Here is a 21,911-nt window from a genome sequence, read left to right as displayed (position 1 = left end):
AAGGCCCGGCGCCGGCGCCCCGCGCTACTGCGTCCCGGCGGTGGCTTCGCCGATCAGCTTGTTGATGGTCGCCTGGTCGGCCTCGACCGGCTTGACCTCATCGCCTTCCTTCACCAGTTCCTGGCCGGCGACGATGATGCGCGCGTCGGCCGGGATGCCGCCGAGCACGAGACCGGTCGGCGTATCGTCGACCAGGTCGATCGGGAAGAATGCCACCTTGTTGTCCTTGCCGACGGCGCGGATGCCGAGATCACCCTTGTCGCCGAGCGTCACCACCGAGCGCGGCAGCAGGACGGCGTCGGTCGGCAACGCGCTGAGCTGGATTTCCGCCGTCATGCCGGCCGGCACGGAGCCATCGGCATTGGGGATGGCGATCTCGACACGGAAGGTGCGGGTCGCCGACGACGCGTCACGGCTGATATAGCGCACGGTGCCTTCGACGGTCTGGCCGCTGACCAGCCGAACGCTGGCCTTGTCACCGATCTTGAGGTAGCCGAGGTCGCGCTCGCTGATCTCGCCGCGCGCGATCACCGGATCGAGCTTGAGGATGGTCGCTACCTCGCCGCCCTGCATGACGGAGCTGCCGAGTTCCACCGGCACCCGGTCGATGACGCCGTCAAACGGCGCCTTCACTTCGTTGCGGTCGAGCTCGGCCTGCGCGGTGTCCAGCTGGGATTGCGCCAGGGTCAGATTGGAGCGAGCAGTGTCGAGTTGCAGCTTGGGCAAATTGCCGGTCTTCATCAGCCGCAATGACGCGTCCAGCTCGGCTTGGCGCTGCGCGACAAGCTGCTTGGCATTGTCGACCATCGAGATCTTTTCCTCGGCGGCGAGCATCAGCACAAGGTCGCCGGTCTTGACGTGATCGCCCTGTTTGACCGGCAGCTTGTCGATGACGCCGGCGACGCGGGTTGCCAGCACCGCGCGCTTGTCGGCTTCGGTCAGCCCTGAAATGCGAATGGCGCGCGCATAGGTCTTGCGAGGCGGCGTCACCACCGCGACGGTGCGCAGCGGGGCCTTCGGTTCGGCTTCCGCCGTCTTCGGCTTGCTCGCGTCCGGCGCCTTGCCCTGCTCGACCTCGGCTGCCTTGGCCTTGTTGGCCGCCACGCTGCCGACCGACGAGAACTCGCCTGTCGCCATCCACGCGGCGAATCCGACGAGCACAACAATGGCTGCAAGCTTGTGAAACCTGATTTTAGACATCGTTATTTTTCCACTGCGGGTTCGGCCAGCACCGCGTCTTATGACGCGTGCGCGTCGCCGATATGGGTGCGCGCCTGACCGTGTTCAAATTGCCGTGATCGGCGAGCGCGCTTCTACATCAAAGTTGCATCGCAATATAGTCCGAAAGTTGCAGCAGCATTGCATGGCCGGACAAGGTGTGGCCGCCATGAAACGGTCCGTCGTGACTTGCCAGTCTACTTGACGAAGCGGCCCGCCGGCTCACGCAGGCCCTGAAACGCAGGCTACGGGACGACCAGCCCCGCTCGCCATGGGCCGTCTGCGGAATACAGTCGCGATCCGCACCACGTCGCTGATTGAAGCTCGGGCACAAACCGACGATCCGCGTCAGTGCGATCGGCGAGGGACAATGGCTGCGGCGCCACGATACCCGGCCAAAGGCCTGGAATCGCTCAAGAAAAGGCACGGCAGCCGCTTCGGATCGGGCTTGCCGATCCCAATGCACCGAAGTCAAACCAGATGCTGAAAACGCCAATGCGCCGGCGCGATAACGTCCCGAATGGTCGTGCCCCGACACGTGCGACGTCGGGCGCGGCGCGAGGCAGGGGCGGGAACGCCGGGGGGTATTCGTCCCAATCGCAATTCTGTATCGAGTGCTGCCGGTTAGCAGGTAACGAGCCCCCCTGGGGCGGTGCCACTGACCGTCAGTGGCAGCAGACGTCAGCATGATGAGGGCTCCTTCCGCACGCCAAGGTTGCTGTCACGCCAAGAACCGCTCTGAAGCTCCGCGGATGACGCCCGCGATTGCCGGCAAACGCCGCCCCTCGAAGCCTGTGCCGTCAGATTCAGGCCCGACGGCGCTCGGTCTCCGGGTTCTTGCGAACGGCGAGAAATTCCTTCACCCGACGGCCGGGTGCGGGACCGCGTACCGGCTTGAACCCGTCATCGAGTTCGCCCGAGAGATCGAGCGTAGCCCGCTTGCCGACCGCTTCGTAGTTGTCTTCCAGCCAGTCGCTGGCGGCGGTGCGGCCGAGATCGCGCAGATAGGTCAGGAAGGCCCATTCGGCATTGACCTTGGACGATGCCGAAAGATCCTTGAACGCCTCGTCGGCATCGATGCGATGCATGCGGATGTCCCGATATTCGCCTTGCGGCAGACGGCCTGCGGCGATCAGTTCCTTGACGAAGGCGATCGAGCGGAATTCGCGCAGCAGGCCGGCGTTGAAGGTGATCTCGTCGATGCGGTTCTGGATCTCGTTGGCGCTTCTTGGTGTTCCCTCGCGCACCACCGGATTGATCTGCACCAGAAGCACATCCTCGGTCGCCGCCGTCTTGAAGAACGGGTAGAGCGCCGGATTGCCGCCATAACCGCCGTCCCAATAGGGCACCCCCTTGATTTCGACGGCGCGGAACAGTTGCGGCAGGCAGGCCGACGCCATCACCGTGTCGAGGTCGATCTCGCCATCGGAAAACACCCGCAACTGCCCTGTCTCGACATTGGTGGCGGAGATGAACAGTTGCATCGACTTGCAGGCGCGAACATTCTCGAAGTCAATCTCCCGCGCGACCACGTCGCGCAGCGGATTGAGGCCGAGCGGGTTGGCGACATAGGGCGAAAACACCCGCGACATGGTGTCGAAGAACACATAGCCCGGCGTGTTCTCGATCGACCAGTTGCCCCAGGCGACATCCCACGGCATACGCTGTACCGGGCTGAACCGGCCCTTTGCCGCCACCGCCTGCCAGAAATCGTCCAGCTTCCGCCTGGCGCCCTCAACTCCGCCACGCACGAAGCCATCGGCCAATGCGACCGCGTTCATGGCGCCGGCGCTGGTGCCGGAAACCGCCGATATCTCAAGCCTGCCGTCCTCCAGCAGCCGGTCGAGCACGCCCCAGGAAAGGGCCCCGTGCGAGCCGCCTCCCTGGAGGGCGATGTTGATCTTCTTCTTTTCCTCCGCCTTGCCGTTCTTCGTCATGGCGTTCCGGTCATCCTGATGCGCCGGCCTGCCCCAACGTCATTGGAGGGAAGCAGCTGTCGCCGGCCTATGTTGCAGTGCAGCATATAAGGACGAACCAAGGCAAGAACACGAACACGGTCGCGTGATCACATGAAATTTCGGTCATGCGAAAAGCCCCTCCGCTGCAAAGCGCAGAGGCCGTAGCTCTCGAAACAAACAGAGAATCTAGGCGACGAGGTCCGGCACCGGCCCGACGTAGCGGGACTGCGGACGGATCAGCCGTCCGGTCGTCTGCTGCTCGCGCGCGTGCGCGACCCAGCCGGCAACGCGCCCGGCGGCAAAGACATTGCTGAAGGCACCGGGCGGAAATCCCGCCGCTTCCAGCACCAGCGCGGTGTAGAATTCGACATTGGTCTGCAGCGAGCGCTGCGGCTTGGCGATCCGAAGCACCTCGAGCGCGGTTTGCTCGACCGTCTCGGCGAAAGCCAGCCGCCGGCCGGTGTCGCCCTCGCCGCCAAGCTTGCGCACTACTGCTTTCAGCACATCGGCACGCGGATCGCGCACGCGGTAGATGCGATGGCCGAAGCCCATGATGCGCTCGCCATGCGCGATCTTGTCGCGCAGCCAGCCGGCAGCGTCGCCATGCGCCTGGATGGCATCGAGCATCTCGATGATGGGACCAGGCGCGCCGCCATGCAGCGGGCCCTTGAGCGCGCCAAGGCCGGCCAGCACCGACGATGTCAGGCCCGCCAAGGTCGAAGCAACGACGCGGGTGGCGAAGGTCGAGGCATTGAGGCCATGGTCGCAGACGGTGACCAGATAGGTGTCGAGCGCCTTTGCCAATGCCGGCGACGGGACGGAACCCCTGAGCATCCCTAACATGTCGGCAGCATGATCCGCCTTGCCGTCGGGTGCGATCGGCTGCTCGCCGCGCCGCAGGCGCAGCAGGGCCGGCGTCAGCACCGCGGGCCCCGCGATCAGCCGCAAGGCGTCCGTCAGCGTCTCGCCATCCGGCAGCAAGGCCATGCCGGCGCGCATGGCGCTGTAGATATCGAGCGGTGCCAGCAAGGGCAGCGAAGCCGCGAGCCGGTCGAACACCTCGACGCGAGCCTCACCCAACCTTGCCGACAGTTCGGCGTCGCCAGGCAGATCGTCGAAGAACCCGTCCAGCAGCAGGCGTGCGACCTGGGCGTAACTCCATCTCCCTGCCAATTCCCCAAGCGAATGGCCGCGGATCGTCAGGCGGCCACCCAGACCGTCCACGTCGGACAGGACGGTTTCGGCCGCCACCACGTCATCGAGCCCATTCGCCATAGCCTTGTCTCCTTGAAGCTTTTCCCGATGGGAGATAAGGCTGGGCAACATAGGCATCAATCTTGATCAACTAAATCAATATCAGGACCGATATGTCGGAATGGTTGTCGCGGGAGGAGGCGCTGGAAAGGCTTGGGGTGAGGCCGCAGACGCTCTATGCCTATGTCAGCCGCGGCCGCATCGGCATGCGCCCGGACCGGGACGATCCGCGCCGCAGCCAATACCGCGCCGACGACATCGCGGCGCTGGCAACGCGAAGGGCGCGCGGGCGCAGCCCTGCGGCCATTGCTGAAAGCGCGATCGCCTGGGGCGAGCCGTCGATCGTCACCGCGATCTCGACAGTCTGGCACGGCCACCTCATCTATCGGGGCCGGGACGCCGTTGCGCTGTCCGACCGTACCACGCTGGAAGAAACCGCCGGACTGCTCTGGGCTCTGCCCGGCCCGGTCAGTTTTGAAGCGCCGTCGCCAGATGCACCGCCCCAGATCGGTCGCGCCCCGGCCTTTGCGCAACTCGCCTTGCTAGCCGGCCAGGCGCGGCCTTCGCTTGGGCGAAGTGCTGCCTCGCTGTGCGCCGACGCCGCGCACGCGATCGGCGTTCTGGCCAGCGCCCTCGGTGCCGTGGCGGGACCGGAACCAGTGCACCAGCGATTGGCACGGGGCTGGTCGGTGGACGATGATGGCGCGGGAGCGATCCGTCGCGTCCTTGTCCTGCTTGCCGATCACGAACTCAACGCATCGACCTTCGCGGCCCGCGTCGCGGCCTCGACCGGAGCTTCGCCCGCCGCGTGTCTGCTGGCTGGCCTGGCGACACTGTCCGGTCCCCGCCACGGCGGCGCTGGCGAAGCGGTGATGCAACTCGCCGAAGACGCGGCGCGGCATGGCGCCGATGCCGCGATCCGGCGCTGGCTTGGCCACGACCGGCCACTGCCGGGATTCGGCCACCCGCTCTATCCCGAGGGCGATCCCCGGGCCGCAGCGCTTCTGGCGGGCCTCGACAACACCGACGAGACGTTGCGGTCGCTGGAAAGCGCCGCCATTGCCGCGACCGGCGCTCAACCGAACATAGATTTTGCCCTGGCCGTGCTGACGCGCGGCCTTGGCTTGCCGCGCGATGCACCGTTCCACCTGTTCGCGCTTGGACGCAGCGTCGGCTGGGCCGCGCACATGGTCGAACAGATCGTGAGCGGCAGCATCATCCGGCCGCGCGGCCGCTATGAAGGATTGCTGCCATAAATGTCGTGAGCGCTATGCGCTTACGACATCGTGTCGAGCTTGCGCTGCATGGCCGCGATCTGGTCCTTCAGCTGTTGCAGATCGTCCGGCTTTTCCGGCGTTTCTTTCCTGGCCGGTTCGGCGGGAGCCGCGGCGGGCGCCGAGCCCGGAGGCGGAAATGGCGTGAACAGCCGCATCGCATTCTGGAACATTTCCATGTTGCGGCGCGTCTGTTCTTCCAGCGCCTTGATCGGTGTCGCCATCTTCATCACGTCCAGCGGCGACTTGCCGATGGCGCCCTTCATCTGCTCGCGGAACCGCTCCTGTTCCTTTGAGAAGGCGATCATCGACTGCTCGAGGAAGCTCGGCACGATCATCTGCATCTGATCGCCGTAGAAGGCGATCAGCTGGCGCAGGAACGGGATCGGCAGCATGTTCTGCCCATCCTTGTTCTCCAGCTCGAAAATGATCTGGGTCAGCACCGGATGGGTGATGTCGTCACCGGTCTTGGCGTCCTGGACGGTGAATTCCTCGCCCTTCTTGACCATTTCGGCCAAATCCTCGAGCGTCACATAGGTGCTCGTCCCCGTATTATAGAGGCGGCGGTTGGCGTATTTCTTGATAATGATCGGGTCGTCTTTTGCGGCCATCTGCATCCTCCCCGGACACCGGCACGCCTGAGTAAGCAGCCGGTAACGATTGCGCCCTTTTTGAGGATATGCGCAAAAGCCTCACAATTCCAAGCAGTTTGTGCACTGCGGGATCATATAATGCTGCATGGCAGGCTAAATATGCTGCGCAGCAGCGGCTGGGCCACTGGGGCGGCGAGACTTGGCCTGCTTGCGGCGCATGGGCGTCATGCCGATTTCCGGTTTGACTTGGGGTTGGGAAAGGGCAAGAAAAGTCCTCAACGGCACAACAACACCCTTGAAGTCTGGAGAAGAAAATGTCCGCTTCCATCGTCATTGCCAGCGCCGCGCGCACGGCCGTAGGCTCCTTCAATGGTGCTTTCGCCGCCACGCCCGCGCATGAACTCGGCGCCGTCGTCGTCAAAGAACTTTTGGCGCGTGCTGGTGTCGAGGCGGGCGAGGTCGACGAGGTCATCCTCGGCCAGGTGCTGACCGCGGCGCAAGGCCAGAACCCGGCCCGCCAGGCCTCGATCCTGGCCGGCCTGCCCAAGGAGACCACCGCCTGGGGCCTCAACCAGGTTTGCGGTTCGGGCCTGCGCGCCATCGCGCTCGGCATGCAGCAGATCGCCACCGGTGACGCCAAGGTGATCATCGCCGGCGGCCAGGAATCGATGTCGCTGTCGCCGCACGCCGAGCATCTGCGCGCCGGCGTCAAGATGGGCGACTACAAGATGATCGACACCATGATCAAGGACGGGCTGTGGGACGCCTTCAACGGCTACCACATGGGCAACACCGCCGAGAACGTCGCCCGCCAGTTCCAGATCACCCGCGATGACCAGGACCAGTTCGCGCTGGCCTCGCAGAACAAGGCCGAGGCCGCGCAGAAGGCCGGCAAGTTCAAGGACGAGATCGTCGCCTTCACCATCAAGGGCAAGAAGGGTGACACGGTTGTCGATCAGGACGAGTACATCCGCCACGGCGCCACCATCGATGCCATGACCAAGCTGAAGCCGGCCTTCGACAAGGACGGCACGGTGACCGCCGCCAACGCTTCCGGCATCAATGATGGTGCCGCCGGCGCGCTGCTGATGAGCGAAGCGGAAGCCGCCAGGCGCGGCATCACCCCGCTGGCGCGCATTGTCTCCTGGGCAACCGCCGGCGTCGATCCAGCGATCATGGGCACCGGACCCATTCCCGCCTCGCGCAAGGCTTTGGAACGGGCCGGATGGTCGGCAGGGGATCTCGACCTTGTCGAGGCCAACGAGGCGTTCGCGGCGCAGGCCTGCGCCGTTAATAAGGACATGGGCTGGGATCCCGCGATCGTCAACGTCAATGGCGGCGCCATCGCCATCGGCCACCCGATCGGCGCCTCGGGCGCCCGCATCTTCAACACGCTGGTCTTCGAGATGCGCCGACGCGGCGCCAAGAAGGGACTGGCCACCCTGTGCATCGGCGGCGGCATGGGCGTCGCCATGTGCGTCGAAGCGATTTAACCTAGCCAATAACGAATAGGGAGGAGCGAATAGGGAAGAACGGCCTCAGCGCTGCGGGACATCAAATCCCCATTCGCTATTGGCTGCTCCCCATTCGCCCCTCCGACCAAAGGGAGGACACATGACCAAAGTTGCAATCGTCACGGGTGGATCGCGCGGTATCGGCGCGGCGATCTCGATCGCTTTGAAAACTGCCGGCTATTCAGTTGCCGCGAATTATGCCGGCAACGACGACGCAGCGGCGAAGTTCAAGGCCGAGACCGGCATTCCGGTCTACAGATGGTCGGTCGCCGACTATGACGCTTGCGCCGCCGGCATCAAGCAGATCGAGGCCGACCTCGGCCCGGTCTCGGTGCTGGTCAACAACGCCGGCATCACCCGCGACGCCATGTTCCACAAGATCACGCGCGAGCAGTGGAAAGAGGTCATCGACACCAATCTGTCGGGCGTCTTCAACATGACGCATCCGCTGTGGAGCGGTATGCGCGACCGCAAGTTCGGCCGCGTCATCACCATCTCCTCGATCAACGGACAGAAGGGCCAGGCCGGCCAGGTCAATTACTCCGCCGCCAAGGCCGGCGACATCGGCTTCTCGAAGGCATTGGCGCAGGAAGGCGCGCGCGCGGGCATCACCGTCAACGTCATCTGCCCGGGCTACATCGCCACCGAGATGGTCAAGGCGATAGACGAGAAAGTGCTTAACGAACGCATCATCCCGCAAATCCCGGTCGGCCGCCTTGGCGAACCGGAAGAGATCGCGCGCTGCGTCGTCTTCCTCGCTTCCGAAGACGCCGGCTTCATCACCGGCTCGACCCTCACCGCCAACGGTGGCCAGTACTTCGTCTGATCAAACCGTATGGCCAAATCTGAAAGTGCCGGCAGTTCCGCCGGCGCTTTCATTTTTGATGCTCGCCCATACAGACACGGAAGCTGGCGCTGTCGATTCATGCGACCAGCTTAAGCCCGCCTTTCATGGACTGCTTACGTACACCCGATTGTGACGGTGCCGGCAGCTTGGCCATATCGGCCCGGCTGAGACCTGACAGCTTCAGTGAAACCTTGCGCTTGGCGATCGGGTTGATATTGACGAAGTTGAGGACGAGGTTGCGCAGGAAGCGCCGGAACGGGGTGCGCGTGAGTGCCATGCCGGTCAGCCTGCCCGCGAGGTCAATCACTTCCTGCGCCGCTGGACGGCGAAGCGTCTCGTAAAGGTCGAGTTCGCTTTCCCCGCGAATGCCGTTGATCACGTCGCCGAGTAATTCTCCCAGCACCACGGCATCGATCAGACCGGTGTTCATGCCTTGACCGCCGGCGGGGCTGTGCACATGGGCAGCATCGCCCATGACGAACAACGACCGATGGCGATAGGACTTGGCGATGCGATGATGAACGCGAAAACGTGTACTCCAACTCAGGTCGAGCACCTTCGCCGGGCTCGCCGACGGTCCACGGCTGTCCAGGAGGGCCTGGATGTCGGAAATACCAGGCTGCTCCGGTGCCTCATCCATGGTCGCCACGATTCGGTACGATCCATCCGGCAGAGGCGCCACGACGACCAGTCCAGCCGGCGAGAACAGCAATGAAACCTCCGTCGGCCCGAGCGGCCAGTCGAGGCGCACATCGGCAAGAACAAAGGATCCGGCATAGGGCTCGCCGTCGAAGCCGATGCTAGCCGCCTCACGAACCACGCTATGCATGCCGTCCCCACCGACCACGTAGCGTGCGTAGATCGTCTTTTCGCGGCCGTTCTGAACGAGGGTAGCGCGTGCGCCGTCCTGGTCCTGCATAACCATTTTCGCCTCGACGCCGCGATGGACGACGCCGCCCAGTTCGGCGATGCGTTCGGCAAGCACCCTCTCGGTCAGGTTCTGCGGGATCATCAGCACATAGGGATATGCCGTGGGCAGACCGGAGAAGTTGAGATTGACCAGCGTCCGGTCACGATCGCGAATGGCGAAATCGTCGAGCTTCAGCCCGAGTTCAACCAGGCGCCCGGTGACGCCGAGCGGCGCCAGTGTTTCCAGTGTCTGCGCGTGGATTACTCCGGCGCGTGAGGTGTTGAGGCCATCGGCAAGACGGTCGACCAGGACGTGGTCGACGCCGGCCTGGTGCAGGGCGATGGACAGCGCCAGGCCGGTCGGGCCGGCGCCAATGATCAGGACTTCGGTGGTATCGGGCAGCATTTCCTCTCTCCATTTGTCAACGATCGGTGACTTTTATTTGGAGCGCTTGAATTTGTCAACGGTCGTTGGCATATGAATTTCATGAGCACGAATCAGCCAAAAAAGCCGAGCAAGTCCGACCGCACCCGTGCACAAATCCTCGACGCGGCGAGGCAGTTGTTCGCCGAGCACGGCTATGACGGCGCTTCTATCCGTGACATCGCAGCGCTCGCTTCGATCGATCCCGCGATGGTGATCCGCTATTTCCGCAGCAAGGATGAGCTGTTCGCCAGGGCGGCGCTGCTCGACCTGCAACTGCCCGCGACACAAGTGACCGACCGGGCTTCGATCGGCGACGCGATCATCCGGCGTTTTCTTCGCACTTGGGAGAATTCTCCCAGCGCCACCGGCATGGTCATTCTCCTGCGTTCGGCTGCGTCCAATGAATTCGCCGCGGAGAAGGTGCGCGACGTATTCGCCACTCAGGTCCGGCCGGTTGTGGCACCGTTCGGCGACCCCGCCGATGCCGGCCGGCGGGCCGGCCTCGTCGCCAGCCAGTTGCTGGGTCTGGCGACGTGCCGATATCTGCTGCGGCTGCCGCCCGTCGTGGCCTTATCGCACGAAGAAATCATCAGGGATGTCGGTCCGGTCCTGCAGCGCTATGCAACCGGGGCGGACTAATCCTGAACCGGCGGCGAGCATTACCGTGCGCCTGATCACGACATTATCGGGCCCTCCAATCCGCCATGTCCTGTTCCGGCACGCAAAGGTTAATGGCGGCAGCGCGTCTGTGCGAAACCCTGTGGTCAAGCCTGTGGATTCTCGGTGGATAAGCTGTTCACAACACAAGATATTGGGGGAACAAAAGGAGAAAAAACCGCTGACGCTGATTTGTCGCCGATTCGTTCCGGCTTTGAGCGCAATGTTAACATTAATGGCCGCGATTGCCTGCTATTCCTTAATATCGAGTTCAGAAAGATTAACGATTTCAGAACCTTGAGCGGGGCATACCGATCCTCCCGCATCGTTCACAGGCAAAAGTTAACGGCAAAGCCCGCCTAGCATAAAACGGGCCAATCCGGCGATTCAGCATGTGGTGAGACTCGTGGTCACAAAATCCATATCTAGCCGTGAACAAAAGCTGAATCTGACGGAGTCACCGATTCGTCGCCGATTCGTTCCAGACTCGTTCCAACTGTTAAGCAGGGGCTGATTTGCGGGCTGACGCGGACGTCTTCGGAACCCGGTTGGAACATTCCGCTTTCGCTTCGCGCCCGAAATCCCTATGTGTCGGCTGTCATACGCGCCGTCCAGGCACGCTCCCGACCACGAGAGGCCAGAAAGCCTTATTTCCGAGCCGATGAACATCCAGCAGAAACACACCGAGCCGCTGATCCTGTCGGGCCGCGACGTGACCGCGGTGCTTGGCCCCACCAACACCGGCAAGACCCATCTTGCCATCGAGCGCATGGTGGCGCACGAAACCGGCGTCATCGGCCTGCCGCTGAGGCTGCTGGCCCGCGAGGTCTACACGCGCGTCTGCGAGAAGGTCGGCGCCCACAAGGTGGCGTTGATCACCGGCGAGGAGAAGATCCAGCCGCAAGGCGCCAAATATTCGGTCTGCACCGTCGAAGCCATGCCGCGCGAGACCGATGCCGCTTTCGTCGCCATCGACGAGGTGCAACTGGCCGGCGACCTCGAGCGCGGCCATATCTTCACCGACCGCATCCTGCATCTGCGCGGCCGCCAGGAAACGCTGCTGCTCGGCGCGGCCACGATGCACGGCATCCTCCAGCGGCTGCTGAAGGGCGTCTCGGTGGTGACGCGGCCGCGGCTGTCGCATCTGGCCTATGCCGGCTCCAAGAAATTGACCCGCCTGCCACGACGTACCGCGATCGTCGCCTTCTCCGCCGACGAGGTCTACGCTATCGCCGAGTTGATCCGCCGCCAGCAGGGCGGTGCCGCCGTCGTGCTCGGGGCGCTGTCGCCCCGCACCCGCAATGCCCAGGTGGCGCTGTTCCAGTCGGGTGATGTCGACTACCTCATTGCCACCGACGCGATCGGCATGGGCCTCAACCTCGATCTCGACCATGTCGCCTTTGCCCAGAACCGCAAGTTCGACGGCTACCAGTACCGCAATCTGACGGCGGCCGAACTCGGCCAGATCGCCGGCCGCGCCGGCCGGCATCTGCGCGACGGCACGTTTGGCGTCACCGGCCAGGTCGATCCGCTCGACGAGGATCTGGTCCAGAAGATCGAGGGCCATGACTTCGACCCGGTGAAGGTGCTGCAATGGCGCACCGCGCAATTCGATTTCGCCAGCCTTGATGCGCTGAAGCGATCGATCGAAACCAACGCCCCGGTCGAAGGCTTGACACGCGCGCTGCCGGCCGTCGATGCGCAAGCGCTCGAACATCTCTCCCGCGACGAAGGCATCCGCGCGCTAGCAACCGATGCCAAGCGCGTGGCGCTGCTGTGGGAAGCCTGCGCGCTGCCGGACTATCGCAAGATTGCGCCTGCCCAGCATGCCGACCTCATCGCCTCGATCTACATGGATCTCGCCCGCCATGGCCATGTCGACGAGAATTACATGGCGGAGCAGGTGCGCCGCGCCGACACCACCGAGGGTGATATCGATACGCTGTCGCACCGCATCGCCCAGATCCGCACCTGGACATTCGTGTCGAACCGGCCCGGCTGGCTGGCCGATCAGGCACACTGGCGGGAAAAGACGCGCGAAATCGAAGACAGATTGTCGGATGCGCTGCATGAGCGGTTGACGAAACGCTTCGTAGACCGCAGGACTTCCGTCCTCATGCGGCGCCTTAGAGAAAATACCATGCCTGAAGCCGAAATCAGCCCTACCGGAACCGTCCTTGTCGAAGGCCATCATGTCGGCGAGTTGCAAGGGTTCCGTTTCACCGCCGACCAGACCGCCGGCGGCGAGGACGCCAAGGCCGTGCGCACGGCCGCGCAAAAGGCGCTGGCCGCCGAATTCGAGGCACGCGCGGAGCGCTTCGGCGCCTGCGCCAATGGCGATCTCGCGCTCGGTTCGGACGGCACGCTGCGCTGGATCGGCGCGCCGATTGGCACGCTGGTTTCGGGCGAGGACGCGCTGAAGCCGCGTCTGGTGCTGCTGGCAGACGAACAACTGACCGGCCCGGCGCGCGACAAGGTCGCCGCGCGCGCCGAACGTTTCGTCAATTTCCAGATCGAGTCCCTGCTCAAGCCGCTGGTCGACTTGAAAAATGCCGAGCAGATTTCCGGCATCGGCCGCGGCATCGCCTTCCAGTTGGTCGAGAATTTCGGCCTCATCAATCGCCGCGACATCGCCGAGGAGATGAAGTCGCTCGACCAGGAAGGTCGCGCGGCACTTCGCCGGCTCGGCGTGCGCTTCGGTGCCTATCACGTCTTCGTGCCGGCGCTGATCAAGCCGGCCCCCGCCGGACTGGTGACCTTGCTGTGGGCGCTGAAGAACGACGGCAAGGACAAGCCTGGCTTCGGCGACGTCGTCCATGCGCTGGCGTCGGGCCGCACCTCGGTGGTCATCGATCCGACCTTCGACAAGGCGTTCTACAAGCTTGCCGGCTACCGCAATCTCGGTCGCCGCGCCGTACGCATCGACATTCTCGAGCGGCTGGCCGACCTGATCCGCCCGGCGACCAACTGGAAGCCCGGCCTCGGCCAGCGACCGGACGGCGCCTATGACGGCCAGTCCTTCATGGTGACGCCGCCGATGATGTCGATCCTCGGAGCCACCGCCGACGACATGGAAGAGATCCTCAAGGGCCTAGGCTATCGCGCCGAGCCGAAACCGGCTGCTGAAGTCAAGGCACGGCTGGAAGCGCAGGACACTGCCGCGCGGGAAGCCGCCGCAGCCAAGCAGGCAGCCGAAGAGGCAGCCCGCGCGGAACAGGCCAAGGCGGCGGAAGAGGCGGCAGTGGAAGCCGCAGTAACGGAAGCCGGCGCTGTAGATGCGGCCGCGGAGGCAGCGGTAGAGGGTTCGGCAACGGCAGCCGCCGAGGCCGCCATCGAAGCTCCGGCCGAGGTCATCGCGGAAACGGCAGCAGAGCCTGTCGCGCAAGAACAGGCGGAAGCCACGGCCGAAGTTGCCGGCGAACAGGCGCCGGTAGCCGAAGCCGCCGTTGAACCGGTCGAGCCGGCGCCGGTTGAACCGCGGGCCGAACCTAAAACCGCCGAGATTGACGCCGCGCCCACGGAAGAGAACGCCGCAGCGGCGGAGCCGACCGTCGAGGCCACCGCGCCGACGGAAGCCACCGAACCAGTTGCGGCTGCGGAAGCTGCCGGCGAACCCGCGCCGGAAGCCGAAGCGCCAAAGCCGATCCTGTTGTGGCGCCAAGGTCGCTTTGACCAGCGTCCCCGCCATCGCGACGGCCGCAACAACCGCCCGCAGAACGGACAGGCGCGCGGCCGAGGCAACGCGCCGGCCGATGCCGGCGGCGCACCGGCAACAGGCGCGCCCGCGGACCGTCCCGCCCATGAAGGACGCCGCGACGGCGCCGGCAAGCCACGCTTCGACCGCTCGAAGTTCAAGCCCAAGCCGCAAGGCGAAGGCGCTGAGCGTCGCGATGGCCGCCCGCAAGGCGAGCGTCCCGAGCGCCGCGAAGGCCGGCCCGACTGGAAGGGTGGCAGGCCGGAAGGCAAGGGGCCCGATCGCGGCAAGGGGGGCGGAAAGCCCTCCTTCCAGCCCAAGCCGCGCGAGGAGCGCCCGGTGCGCTTCGACCCGGATTCCCCCTTCGCCAAGCTCGCAGCCTTACGCGACCAATTAAAGAAGTAGGCTCGCTTGGATGGTTGCTGAAGGCCGCCAGCGCATCGACAAATGGCTGTTCTTCTCGCGCGCGGTGAAATCGCGCTCGCTGGCGGCCAAATTGGTTGTAGCCGGCCGCGTGCGCATCAATCGCGACAAAGCAGCGCAGGCTTCCGATCTGGTCAAGCTAGGCGATGTGCTGACCATCACGCTCGACCGGCGTATCTTCGTCTGGAAGGTGCTCGGCGCTGGTGTTCGGCGCGGCCCGGCCGAGGAAGCCCGCACTCTTTATGAAGACATGTCGCCGCCGCCCGCACCCAAGGCCGACGCCCTTCCCGATGCTATCCCGGCGCTGCGCGAGGCAGGCAGCGGCCGCCCGACCAAAAAAGAGCGCCGCCAGACCGACCGATTGCTCGACGAAAATTGAGCGTTGAGGCGGGTGTGTTTCCCGAGGGCAACGACAAACAAAAAGCAGAGGCGGGGCCGGCAAACGCGACGGCCGGTGGGCATGTCGGGCCCTCGCGGCACCGGCCGCCTGGAATTCCATTCCCAAACCCTGGCGCCACTGGGAATGGCCACCCTTGCAAGCGGCCGATAAAGGCGTTACCTCACAAAAAAAGCCAACAAAAACGGGACATCCCGGAGCCGCCTGATGACCTATGTCGTGACCGACAACTGCATCAAATGCAAATATATGGACTGCATCGAGGTCTGTCCGGTCGACTGTTTCTACGAGGGCGAGAACATGCTCGTCATCCATCCCGACGAGTGCATCGACTGCGGCGTCTGCGAGCCGGAATGCCCGGCCGACGCGATCAAGCCCGACACCGAGTCCGGCCTCGACAAATGGCTGCAGATCAACACCGAATACGCCGAGAAATGGCCCAACATCACCGCCAAGAAGGAGCCGCCGGCCGACGCCAAGACCTTCGACGGAGAGGCCGGCAAGTTCGAGAAATACTTCTCCTCCGAGCCGGGCGAAGGCGATTGACAACGCCGCTGTAAAGGCTTGTATGACGCAGCGTAACAGGCACGTCGGATTAACCGCCTTGACAGGCGGCGATTGGTTGTGGCCTTCGCTTACGCAGCAAAACCTTGATTCTTCCGACTTTTTGTGTTACATCAGCCAAACATGCCGGTGACACAACGTCGATTTATGGCGCAGACGCCCCAAATCACTGAAAGGTGAAAATCCCATTCCGGACCAGAGCGATCTGGGCCAGGCGGCCGCAGTTCGTGCGGTTTGCCGGTCCCGGCCTTTCCGGTGGGTTCATCTGTTGTGCGGCTAATGGTCGGTGACCCCGATCACGCGAGTTCAGCCGGCACCGCCGCCGGCCCACAACAAGGAGTTCAGGGCGTAATGGCAACGATCACCCCGCAGAAGAAGTCCACTGCCGCGCGTCACGGTTTCAAGACCGGCGAGTACATCGTCTATCCGGCGCATGGCGTCGGGCAGATCGTCTCGATCGACGAGCAGGAAGTGGCCGGCCACAAGCTGGAACTGTTTGTCATCGACTTCCAGAAGGACAAGATGCGCCTGAAGGTGCCGGTCGCCAAGGCGACCTCGATCGGCATGCGCAAGCTGTCGGAAGAGGATTATGTCGAGCGCGCGCTGAAAGTCGTGCAGGGTCGCGCCCGCGTCAAGCGCACCATGTGGTCGCGCCGTGCCCAGGAATATGATGCCAAGATCAATTCAGGCGACCTGATCTCGATCTCGGAAGTCGTGCGCGACCTCTACCGTGCCGACAACCAGCCGGAGCAGTCCTATTCCGAACGCCAGCTCTACGAGGCGGCGCTCGACCGCATGGCTCGCGAGATCGCGGCCGTAAACCGCATGTCGGAAACCGAAGCCGTGCGCCTGATCGAGGTCAACCTCAACAAAGGCCCCAAGCGTGGCGCCAAGGCCGACAATGAGGAAGCCGAGCAGGAAGAAGCTGCCTGAGCTTTTCGCCTTCGAGTTAACGAAAACCCGGCCATCTGAACTGACCCCGTAAAGTTGGACGGTTCATTGATCTGGTAGATTTAAGGGCTGGTCCTGTATTGCACAGGGGCCAGCCCTTTCAGTTTCAGTTTGATGCGGCGGTGGTTGCCGCGCCTATGCGCCGGCCTTCTTCTCCGCCGCCTCCTGCTTCAGCGTGGCGATGAACCGCTTGGTCCGTTCGCGCTCCGGATTGCCGAACAGCCTGGCGGATGGCCCCTGCTCGACGATGACGCCGGCGTCGAGGAACACCGCTTCCCGGGCGATCTTGGAGGCGAGGCGCAAATCATGCGTCGCTATCACCATGGTCGTTCCCTCGCTGGCGAGCTGACTCAGCACATCGACCACCTCCTGCGCCAGCTCCGGGTCGAGCGCCGAAGTCGGTTCGTCGCACAGCAGCACCTTCGGCGACGGCGCCAGCGCCCGGGCGATCGCCACGCGCTGCTGCTGGCCACCCGACAGCGTCGCCGGCCAGGCATCCGCCTTGTGCGCCATGCCGACCTTTTCCAGCAGCGCGAGCGCCCGCTCGCGGGCGCGCGCCTCCGGCCATTTCAGCACCGTGACCAGCCCCTCCATGACATTTTCGATGGCGGTGCGATGCGGAAACAGCTGGAAATTTTGGAACACCATGCCGGTCTGCAGGCGCAGACGCCTTATGTCCGCCGCCGACACCTTCCCGCCGGGACGGAACTCGAGCGTCTCGTCGCCGATTCGTACCGTGCCCGAGGTTGGGATCTCCAGGAGGTTGATGCAGCGCAGCAGTGTGCTTTTTCCCCCGCCCGAAGGACCGACCAGCGCGGTGACGCTGCCTTCGGCGATGGCAACCGTCACCCCCTTCAGCACGAGATTGTCGTCGAAACGCTTTTCGATGTTGGTGAGGCCGATCATGAGCGTGCCTCCAGGAAGCCGCCATAGCGGTTGAGCCGCTCCTCCAGCCGAGTCTGCAAGGCCGAAAGCACCGAACTCATCGCCAGATAGAGGATCGCCGCCTCGACATAGAGGATGAGCGGCTCATAGGTGGTAGCGACAATGCGCTGCGCCGCCTGGAACATCTCCGGCACGGTGATGGCGGCGGCCAGCGACGTGTCCTTGACCAGCGAAATGAAGGTGTTGGAGAGCGGCGGCACCGCCACCCGGCCGGCTTGCGGCAGGATGGTGCGCCGCATCGCCTGGCTCCAGGTCATGCCGATCGAATAGGCGGCCTCCCACTGGCCTTTCGGCACCGAGCCGATCGCCGCGCGGATGATTTCCGACGTGTAGGCACCGATATTGAGCGTGAAGCCGATCAGCGCCGCGGTAAAGGCGTCGAGCAGGATGCCGACCGACGGCAGGCCGTAGAAGATCAGGAACAGCTGCACCAGGAGCGGCGTGCCGCGGAAGATCCAGACATAGAAGCGCACGAGCGCCACCAGCGGCTTCGGCCCGAACAGCCGGCCGAGCGCCGCGCCCAATCCCACCGTCAGGCCGAGCACGAAGGACAGCAGCGTCAGCGGCACGGTGAAGATCAACGCTGCCCACAGCAGCGAGGGCAGCGAATCCAGCATCAGTTGCAGCCAGTGCGGCACGAAATATCCTCCGGAAGGGACGGGCAGCGTCATCGAAGCGCGAATGCGTCAGCCATATCACGACAAAAGCGGCGAGCCGTCAAAGACGGCTCGCCNCTGGATGGGCTGCGGGGCGACAACCCGCCCCGCTTTATGAATTACTTCGAGACGTCCTGGCCGAAATAGGTGTCGGCGATCTTCTGGTAGGTGCCGTCGGCCTTGATGTCGGCCAGGGCCTTGTTGATGGCAGCGACCAGCTCCGGATCGCCCTTGCGCACGATGACGCCGGAGTAATCGGCATTCTCTTCCTGGGCGGCGATCTTCACATTGGCGTCGGGCTTGTGCTTCTTGAAGTCGAGGAACGACAGGCTGTCATTGATGGTGGCGTCGGCACGGCCGGTCAAAAGCAGCTGGATCGACTGGTCGAAGCCATCCGTGCCGACCAGTTCGGCGCCATTCGACTCGGCCAGTTTGCCGAAATTGGAGGTTAGCGACTGCGCCGACTTCTTGCCCTTGAGATCGGCGAAAGTCTTGATGTCGGTGTTGTCGCCGCGCACGATCAGCACCGCCTTGGAGGCGATGTAAGGATCGGAGAAATCATACTTGGCCTTGCGGGCATCGGTGATGCCGACTTCGTTGATGACGGCATCATAGCGGTTGACGTCGAGGCCGGCGATCAGACCGTCCCACTTGCCCTCGAGGAACTGCGCCTTGACGCCGAGCTTGTCGGCGATCGCCTTGGCGATTTCGACGTCGAATCCGACGAGCGCTCCGGATGCATCATGATAGGTGAACGGAGCGTAAGTGCCTTCCGTACCGACCTTGATGACGCCGGCCTGCTTGATCTGGTCGAGATTGGCGCCGGCATGCCCCGATGCGACCGCCAGGGCCTGCAGCGTTCCGGCGATGATGAGCGACTTCAGCCATTTCATTTTTCTGTGATCCCGTCCTTGGCCTGATATCAGGCATGTTGTGAGAGTTGGAAAATGACAGATGCAGGTCGGAAAAATAAGGAACAAAATTTCAAAGAAAGCTAATTCCAGAAATCAAATACTCAAAAAGGAATTTCGTTGCAGCACCGGGATTCCGGGCAGCCGTGCCGAAATTGCCCGGACGTCATCGCTCGCCTGCCTGCGCCAGCGGAACCTTTCCCGCGCACGGCAGTTTTGGCTGTTCTAGGGCACGACGCCGTCATTTCAAGCCGGTTCCTGCCAGTTTGTCATTCGCACGCCTGAGCCAAGGAGCGCCTTATGATGGAAGACACGGCAGGTCGGGTCATGGTCCGCGCGGCAATGAGGGCGCCTTACCTCGAGCGCGACGAGGAGCATCGGCTGGCACTGCTTTGGAAAGAGGACAACGACCAGAACGCATTGCACAGCATCACCGTTGCCCATATGCGGCTGGTCATTTCCATGGCCTCGAAATTCCGCCATTACGGCTTGCCGCTCGGCGACCTGATCCAGGAAGGCCATGTCGGCCTGCTCGAGGCCGCCGCCCGCTTCGAGCCGGAGCGCGAGGTGCGGTTTTCCACCTACGCGACGTGGTGGATACGCGCTTCGATGCAGGACTACATCTTGCGCAACTGGTCGATCGTGCGCGGCGGCACCAGTTCGGCGCAAAAGGCTCTGTTCTTCAATCTCAGGCGCTTGCGTGCCCGTCTCGCGAACGGCGCCGAACCGCTCTCCAACACGACTCTCTACCGCGAGGTGTCGGTTGCGCTCGGCGTTTCCGAAGCTGATGTGGAGTTGATGGATTCACGCCTGTCGGCGCCCGACTCCTCGCTTAACGTGCCGCTTGCCGACGATGCGGGGGCGACCGAGCGGATGGACTTCCTGGTCTCGGACGATCCCTTGCCCGACGAGATTGTCGGCGACAAGATCGACGTCGCGCGCCGCTCGCTCTGGCTGAGGGAGGCGCTTCAAGCTCTCAACGCTCGCGAACTCCGCATCATCGAGGAACGCCGGCTTACCGACGAGGGCGCCACACTCGAGGCTCTCGGCGAAACGCTCGGCATCTCCAAGGAACGCGTCCGCCAGATCGAAGCCCGCGCCATGGAAAAGCTCAAGGTCGCGCTGGTGAAGCAGAACCCGGAATTCATGGCGACTGCCGCCTGATTCCCGCGACAGGCGCTTACTTGTCGGTGACGATCTTGACCTTGTCGCCGGCCGAAACCGCGGCCCCCGGCGACAGCGCGTTGAGCACGCGGAACAGGTCGAGCTTGCGGTCGACCCCCACCATCTGGGCAGCAAGCGAACCCATGGTCTGTCCCGGCTGTACGGTGAGTACACGAATATGCAGTGGCTTCAGTACCGCCTTTTCGGCGGGACTGAGAATGCGGAAGGAGCCGCTGACCGAGCGAGCCACCGTCTCCAGCGAGGTGCTGGCCGAGGGAGCCGCGGTCAGCAACCGGTAGACCTGGCCTCCGGCCCGGATCACCGCGATATCGAACTGCCAGCCTTCGGCGCCTGCGTGCGCGGTCGCCGCCTCATTGCCGTTGATGGTTTCCTGCTTGACGGTGCTGTCGTCGAGGCCGGCCACCCAGCCGCTTCTGATATAATCGGTCAGGGCGCGGTTCTTGTCGATCGAAACGCCGTCGAAGCGGATCGCTATGTCGCCCGGCCCGGTCGCCGTAACCGCTGCCGCCGAATTGTCGATGATGAAACCGTCCGGCACGGTGAACGACACGCCGAGGCCCGGATGCAGGAAGGTTTCGCCGCGCACATAGCCTTCTTCCGGCGTATCGCCATAAAGCAGGCCGTCTATGCCGGCGAGGAAGGAATCGCGGTCGCGCGTGCCGAAACCGGGCGCGCCGAACTGGCGGGCGTGGCGCTGTGCCAGATCGATGCGTTGCGGCGTGTTGGGGTGGGTGGCCAGGAAATCGAGGCTGGCGTCCGTGGCACCGCTGATCGAGCGGAAATCGGTATAGGCCGACATCGACTGCAGGAAGCGGCCGGCGGCATAGGGATCGTAGCCGGCTTCGCCGATCGACTTGATGCCGATGGCGTCCGCCTCCAGTTCCTGATTGCGCGAGAACTGCGCCAGCCTGAGCTTGCCGCGGATCAGTGCTGCCTTGGCGGTCGGGCTGTCGCCGAGCACATCGGAAACAACCTTGGTCGCCAGGCCTTCCTCGGCCTCCAGCTGCTGGCGCTGCAGGCCGTGATTGGCGGTGACGTGGCCCATTTCATGCGCGATGACGGCGGCGAGCTCGGACGAATCATTGGCCAGCGCCAAGAGGCCGCGCGTGATGTAGAGATATCCGCCCGGCAGCGCGAAGGCGTTGACGTTGGGCGAATTGAGGATGGTGATGCGATAGGTCTGGGTCGGGTTGGCCGATACCACGGTCAAATTGCCGACCACCTTGGCGACCATGCGCTCGAGCTTGGGATCGGAATATTCGCCGCCATACGTTGCAAGGATGCGCGGATGCTGCGCCTTGGCGAGTTCGGCAAGCTTGTTGTTGGCGGCGACATTGTCCACCGTGATCGGCTTGTCGGATGGCTGGAAGCCGGATTCCTGGACCTCCGGAGGCGTGAACATCTGGCAGCTTGCCAGCGCCACGGCAAAGCCAGCCAGCGCCAGGAACCGCGCCAGCGGATTCATTCGTAGCCTGTCAGCGCTGATCGCCAGAATGGCTTCCTTTCAGGTCCTTGCGCATGACCACGCATGCGC

The 21,911-nt window shown here is 63.8% G+C and carries 20 protein-coding genes; 11 read left to right on the top strand and 9 right to left on the bottom strand.

What is annotated here, in order from left to right; all coding sequences use genetic code 11:
* Positions 1 to 24: 24 nt before the first annotated feature.
* The 3 genes from M653_RS0102320 to M653_RS0102310 all read right to left on the bottom strand — a co-directional run bounded on the left by M653_RS0102320 (position 25) and on the right by M653_RS0102310 (position 4,451).
* A complete protein-coding gene (locus tag M653_RS0102320; RefSeq protein WP_027141838.1) occupies positions 25 to 1,200 on the bottom strand; it encodes an efflux RND transporter periplasmic adaptor subunit in 1,176 nt (391 codons plus the stop codon).
* An 824-nt stretch (positions 1,201 to 2,024) separates the two neighbouring features.
* On the bottom strand, positions 2,025 to 3,155 hold the full coding sequence (locus M653_RS0102315) for a patatin-like phospholipase family protein (protein ID WP_027141837.1): 1,131 nt from the start codon (positions 3,153 to 3,155) through the stop codon (positions 2,025 to 2,027).
* Positions 3,156 to 3,362: 207 nt separating this feature from the next.
* Positions 3,363 to 4,451 carry a citrate synthase/methylcitrate synthase gene (locus M653_RS0102310; RefSeq protein WP_027141836.1) on the bottom strand — a complete coding sequence of 363 codons (1,089 nt, stop codon included), beginning with the start codon at positions 4,449 to 4,451 and terminating at the stop codon, positions 3,363 to 3,365.
* Positions 4,452 to 4,543: 92 nt separating this feature from the next.
* Here M653_RS0102310 and M653_RS0102305 point away from each other — a divergent pair, with 92 nt between their 5' ends.
* Positions 4,544 to 5,686: a citrate/2-methylcitrate synthase gene (locus M653_RS0102305; protein WP_027141835.1), complete on the top strand. Its 1,143-nt coding sequence runs from the start codon at positions 4,544 to 4,546 to the stop codon at positions 5,684 to 5,686.
* Positions 5,687 to 5,706: 20 nt separating this feature from the next.
* On the opposite strand, the gene phaR is transcribed toward M653_RS0102305, so the two are convergent.
* Positions 5,707 to 6,315, bottom strand: a complete 609-nt coding sequence (gene phaR, locus M653_RS0102300; RefSeq protein ID WP_027141834.1) for a polyhydroxyalkanoate synthesis repressor PhaR — start codon at positions 6,313 to 6,315, stop codon at positions 5,707 to 5,709.
* A 296-nt stretch (positions 6,316 to 6,611) separates the two neighbouring features.
* Here phaR and M653_RS0102295 point away from each other — a divergent pair, with 296 nt between their 5' ends.
* Positions 6,612 to 7,790 (top strand): acetyl-CoA C-acetyltransferase, encoded by a 1,179-nt coding sequence (locus tag M653_RS0102295; protein ID WP_027141833.1) that lies wholly within the window; start codon positions 6,612 to 6,614, stop codon positions 7,788 to 7,790.
* 121 nt (positions 7,791 to 7,911) lie between these two features.
* Entirely contained in the window at positions 7,912 to 8,637 is a 726-nt protein-coding gene (phbB, locus tag M653_RS0102290) for an acetoacetyl-CoA reductase (protein ID WP_027141832.1), read from the top strand.
* A gap of 97 nt (positions 8,638 to 8,734) precedes the next feature.
* Here the strand turns inward: phbB and M653_RS01000000131970 are convergent, their stop codons facing one another.
* Positions 8,735 to 9,973: an NAD(P)/FAD-dependent oxidoreductase gene (locus M653_RS01000000131970; protein WP_051442594.1), complete on the bottom strand. Its 1,239-nt coding sequence runs from the start codon at positions 9,971 to 9,973 to the stop codon at positions 8,735 to 8,737.
* 81 nt (positions 9,974 to 10,054) lie between these two features.
* On the opposite strand from M653_RS01000000131970, the gene M653_RS0102280 reads away from it, so the two are divergent.
* The 6 genes from M653_RS0102280 to M653_RS0102260 all read left to right on the top strand — a co-directional run bounded on the left by M653_RS0102280 (position 10,055) and on the right by M653_RS0102260 (position 16,662).
* Positions 10,055 to 10,633 carry a TetR family transcriptional regulator gene (locus tag M653_RS0102280; protein ID WP_027141831.1) on the top strand — a complete coding sequence of 193 codons (579 nt, stop codon included), beginning with the start codon at positions 10,055 to 10,057 and terminating at the stop codon, positions 10,631 to 10,633.
* 144 nt (positions 10,634 to 10,777) lie between these two features.
* Positions 10,778 to 11,014 carry a hypothetical protein gene (locus M653_RS1000000136545; protein WP_156938142.1) on the top strand — a complete coding sequence of 79 codons (237 nt, stop codon included), beginning with the start codon at positions 10,778 to 10,780 and terminating at the stop codon, positions 11,012 to 11,014.
* Positions 11,015 to 11,312: 298 nt separating this feature from the next.
* Positions 11,313 to 14,750, top strand: a complete 3,438-nt coding sequence (locus M653_RS0102275) for a helicase-related protein (protein WP_027141830.1) — start codon at positions 11,313 to 11,315, stop codon at positions 14,748 to 14,750.
* Positions 14,751 to 14,760: 10 nt separating this feature from the next.
* Positions 14,761 to 15,147 carry an RNA-binding S4 domain-containing protein gene (locus M653_RS0102270; RefSeq protein ID WP_027141829.1) on the top strand — a complete coding sequence of 129 codons (387 nt, stop codon included), beginning with the start codon at positions 14,761 to 14,763 and terminating at the stop codon, positions 15,145 to 15,147.
* Positions 15,148 to 15,372: 225 nt separating this feature from the next.
* The gene (fdxA, locus tag M653_RS0102265; RefSeq protein ID WP_027141828.1) at positions 15,373 to 15,711 is read left to right on the top strand and encodes a ferredoxin FdxA; all 339 of its coding nucleotides are present in this window, start codon (positions 15,373 to 15,375) and stop codon (positions 15,709 to 15,711) included.
* Positions 15,712 to 16,080: 369 nt separating this feature from the next.
* On the top strand, positions 16,081 to 16,662 hold the full coding sequence (locus tag M653_RS0102260; RefSeq protein WP_006327799.1) for a CarD family transcriptional regulator: 582 nt from the start codon (positions 16,081 to 16,083) through the stop codon (positions 16,660 to 16,662).
* Between the two features lie 153 nt (positions 16,663 to 16,815).
* Here the strand turns inward: M653_RS0102260 and M653_RS0102255 are convergent, their stop codons facing one another.
* From M653_RS0102255 to M653_RS0102245, 3 genes are all read right to left on the bottom strand, one after another.
* Positions 16,816 to 17,586 (bottom strand): amino acid ABC transporter ATP-binding protein, encoded by a 771-nt coding sequence (locus tag M653_RS0102255; protein WP_027141827.1) that lies wholly within the window; start codon positions 17,584 to 17,586, stop codon positions 16,816 to 16,818.
* The gene (locus M653_RS0102250) at positions 17,583 to 18,263 is read right to left on the bottom strand and encodes an amino acid ABC transporter permease (protein ID WP_027141826.1); all 681 of its coding nucleotides are present in this window, start codon (positions 18,261 to 18,263) and stop codon (positions 17,583 to 17,585) included. The genes M653_RS0102255 and M653_RS0102250 overlap by 4 nt, the downstream gene beginning before the upstream one ends.
* 137 nt (positions 18,264 to 18,400) lie before the next feature.
* Positions 18,401 to 19,174, bottom strand: a complete 774-nt coding sequence (locus M653_RS0102245; RefSeq protein WP_027141825.1) for an amino acid ABC transporter substrate-binding protein — start codon at positions 19,172 to 19,174, stop codon at positions 18,401 to 18,403.
* A 61-nt stretch (positions 19,175 to 19,235) separates the two neighbouring features.
* Here M653_RS0102245 and M653_RS1000000136540 point away from each other — a divergent pair, with 61 nt between their 5' ends.
* Positions 19,236 to 19,421 carry a hypothetical protein gene (locus M653_RS1000000136540; protein WP_156938141.1) on the top strand — a complete coding sequence of 62 codons (186 nt, stop codon included), beginning with the start codon at positions 19,236 to 19,238 and terminating at the stop codon, positions 19,419 to 19,421.
* A 71-nt stretch (positions 19,422 to 19,492) separates the two neighbouring features.
* Entirely contained in the window at positions 19,493 to 20,356 is an 864-nt protein-coding gene (locus tag M653_RS0102240) for an RNA polymerase factor sigma-32 (protein ID WP_027141824.1), read from the top strand.
* A gap of 16 nt (positions 20,357 to 20,372) precedes the next feature.
* On the opposite strand, the gene M653_RS0102235 is transcribed toward M653_RS0102240, so the two are convergent.
* Positions 20,373 to 21,842, bottom strand: a complete 1,470-nt coding sequence (locus M653_RS0102235; protein ID WP_027141823.1) for a M48 family metalloprotease — start codon at positions 21,840 to 21,842, stop codon at positions 20,373 to 20,375.
* Between the last annotated feature and the right edge of the window lie 69 nt (positions 21,843 to 21,911).

Source organism: Mesorhizobium sp. WSM3626, assembly GCF_000513935.1.
GTDB lineage: Bacteria > Pseudomonadota > Alphaproteobacteria > Rhizobiales > Rhizobiaceae > Mesorhizobium > Mesorhizobium salmacidum.
Note: the sequence above shows the minus strand (reverse complement) of the source record. Positions and strands in the feature narration are given on the sequence as shown.

Coding starts and splice junctions, on each gene's coding strand:
- M653_RS0102320 (WP_027141838.1), bottom strand. CDS start 1,200: ATGTCTAAAATCAGGTTTCACAAGCTTGCAGCCATTGTTGTGCTCGTC.
- M653_RS0102315 (WP_027141837.1), bottom strand. CDS start 3,155: ATGACGAAGAACGGCAAGGCGGAGGAAAAGAAGAAGATCAACATCGCC.
- M653_RS0102310 (WP_027141836.1), bottom strand. CDS start 4,451: ATGGCGAATGGGCTCGATGACGTGGTGGCGGCCGAAACCGTCCTGTCC.
- M653_RS0102305 (WP_027141835.1), top strand. CDS start 4,544: ATGTCGGAATGGTTGTCGCGGGAGGAGGCGCTGGAAAGGCTTGGGGTG.
- phaR (WP_027141834.1), bottom strand. CDS start 6,315: ATGGCCGCAAAAGACGACCCGATCATTATCAAGAAATACGCCAACCGC.
- M653_RS0102295 (WP_027141833.1), top strand. CDS start 6,612: ATGTCCGCTTCCATCGTCATTGCCAGCGCCGCGCGCACGGCCGTAGGC.
- phbB (WP_027141832.1), top strand. CDS start 7,912: ATGACCAAAGTTGCAATCGTCACGGGTGGATCGCGCGGTATCGGCGCG.
- M653_RS01000000131970 (WP_051442594.1), bottom strand. CDS start 9,973: ATGCTGCCCGATACCACCGAAGTCCTGATCATTGGCGCCGGCCCGACC.
- M653_RS0102280 (WP_027141831.1), top strand. CDS start 10,055: ATGAGCACGAATCAGCCAAAAAAGCCGAGCAAGTCCGACCGCACCCGT.
- M653_RS0102275 (WP_027141830.1), top strand. CDS start 11,313: ATGAACATCCAGCAGAAACACACCGAGCCGCTGATCCTGTCGGGCCGC.
- M653_RS0102270 (WP_027141829.1), top strand. CDS start 14,761: ATGGTTGCTGAAGGCCGCCAGCGCATCGACAAATGGCTGTTCTTCTCG.
- fdxA (WP_027141828.1), top strand. CDS start 15,373: ATGACCTATGTCGTGACCGACAACTGCATCAAATGCAAATATATGGAC.
- M653_RS0102260 (WP_006327799.1), top strand. CDS start 16,081: ATGGCAACGATCACCCCGCAGAAGAAGTCCACTGCCGCGCGTCACGGT.
- M653_RS0102255 (WP_027141827.1), bottom strand. CDS start 17,586: ATGATCGGCCTCACCAACATCGAAAAGCGTTTCGACGACAATCTCGTG.
- M653_RS0102245 (WP_027141825.1), bottom strand. CDS start 19,174: ATGAAATGGCTGAAGTCGCTCATCATCGCCGGAACGCTGCAGGCCCTG.
- M653_RS1000000136540 (WP_156938141.1), top strand. CDS start 19,236: ATGCAGGTCGGAAAAATAAGGAACAAAATTTCAAAGAAAGCTAATTCC.
- M653_RS0102240 (WP_027141824.1), top strand. CDS start 19,493: ATGATGGAAGACACGGCAGGTCGGGTCATGGTCCGCGCGGCAATGAGG.
- M653_RS0102235 (WP_027141823.1), bottom strand. CDS start 21,842: ATGAATCCGCTGGCGCGGTTCCTGGCGCTGGCTGGCTTTGCCGTGGCG.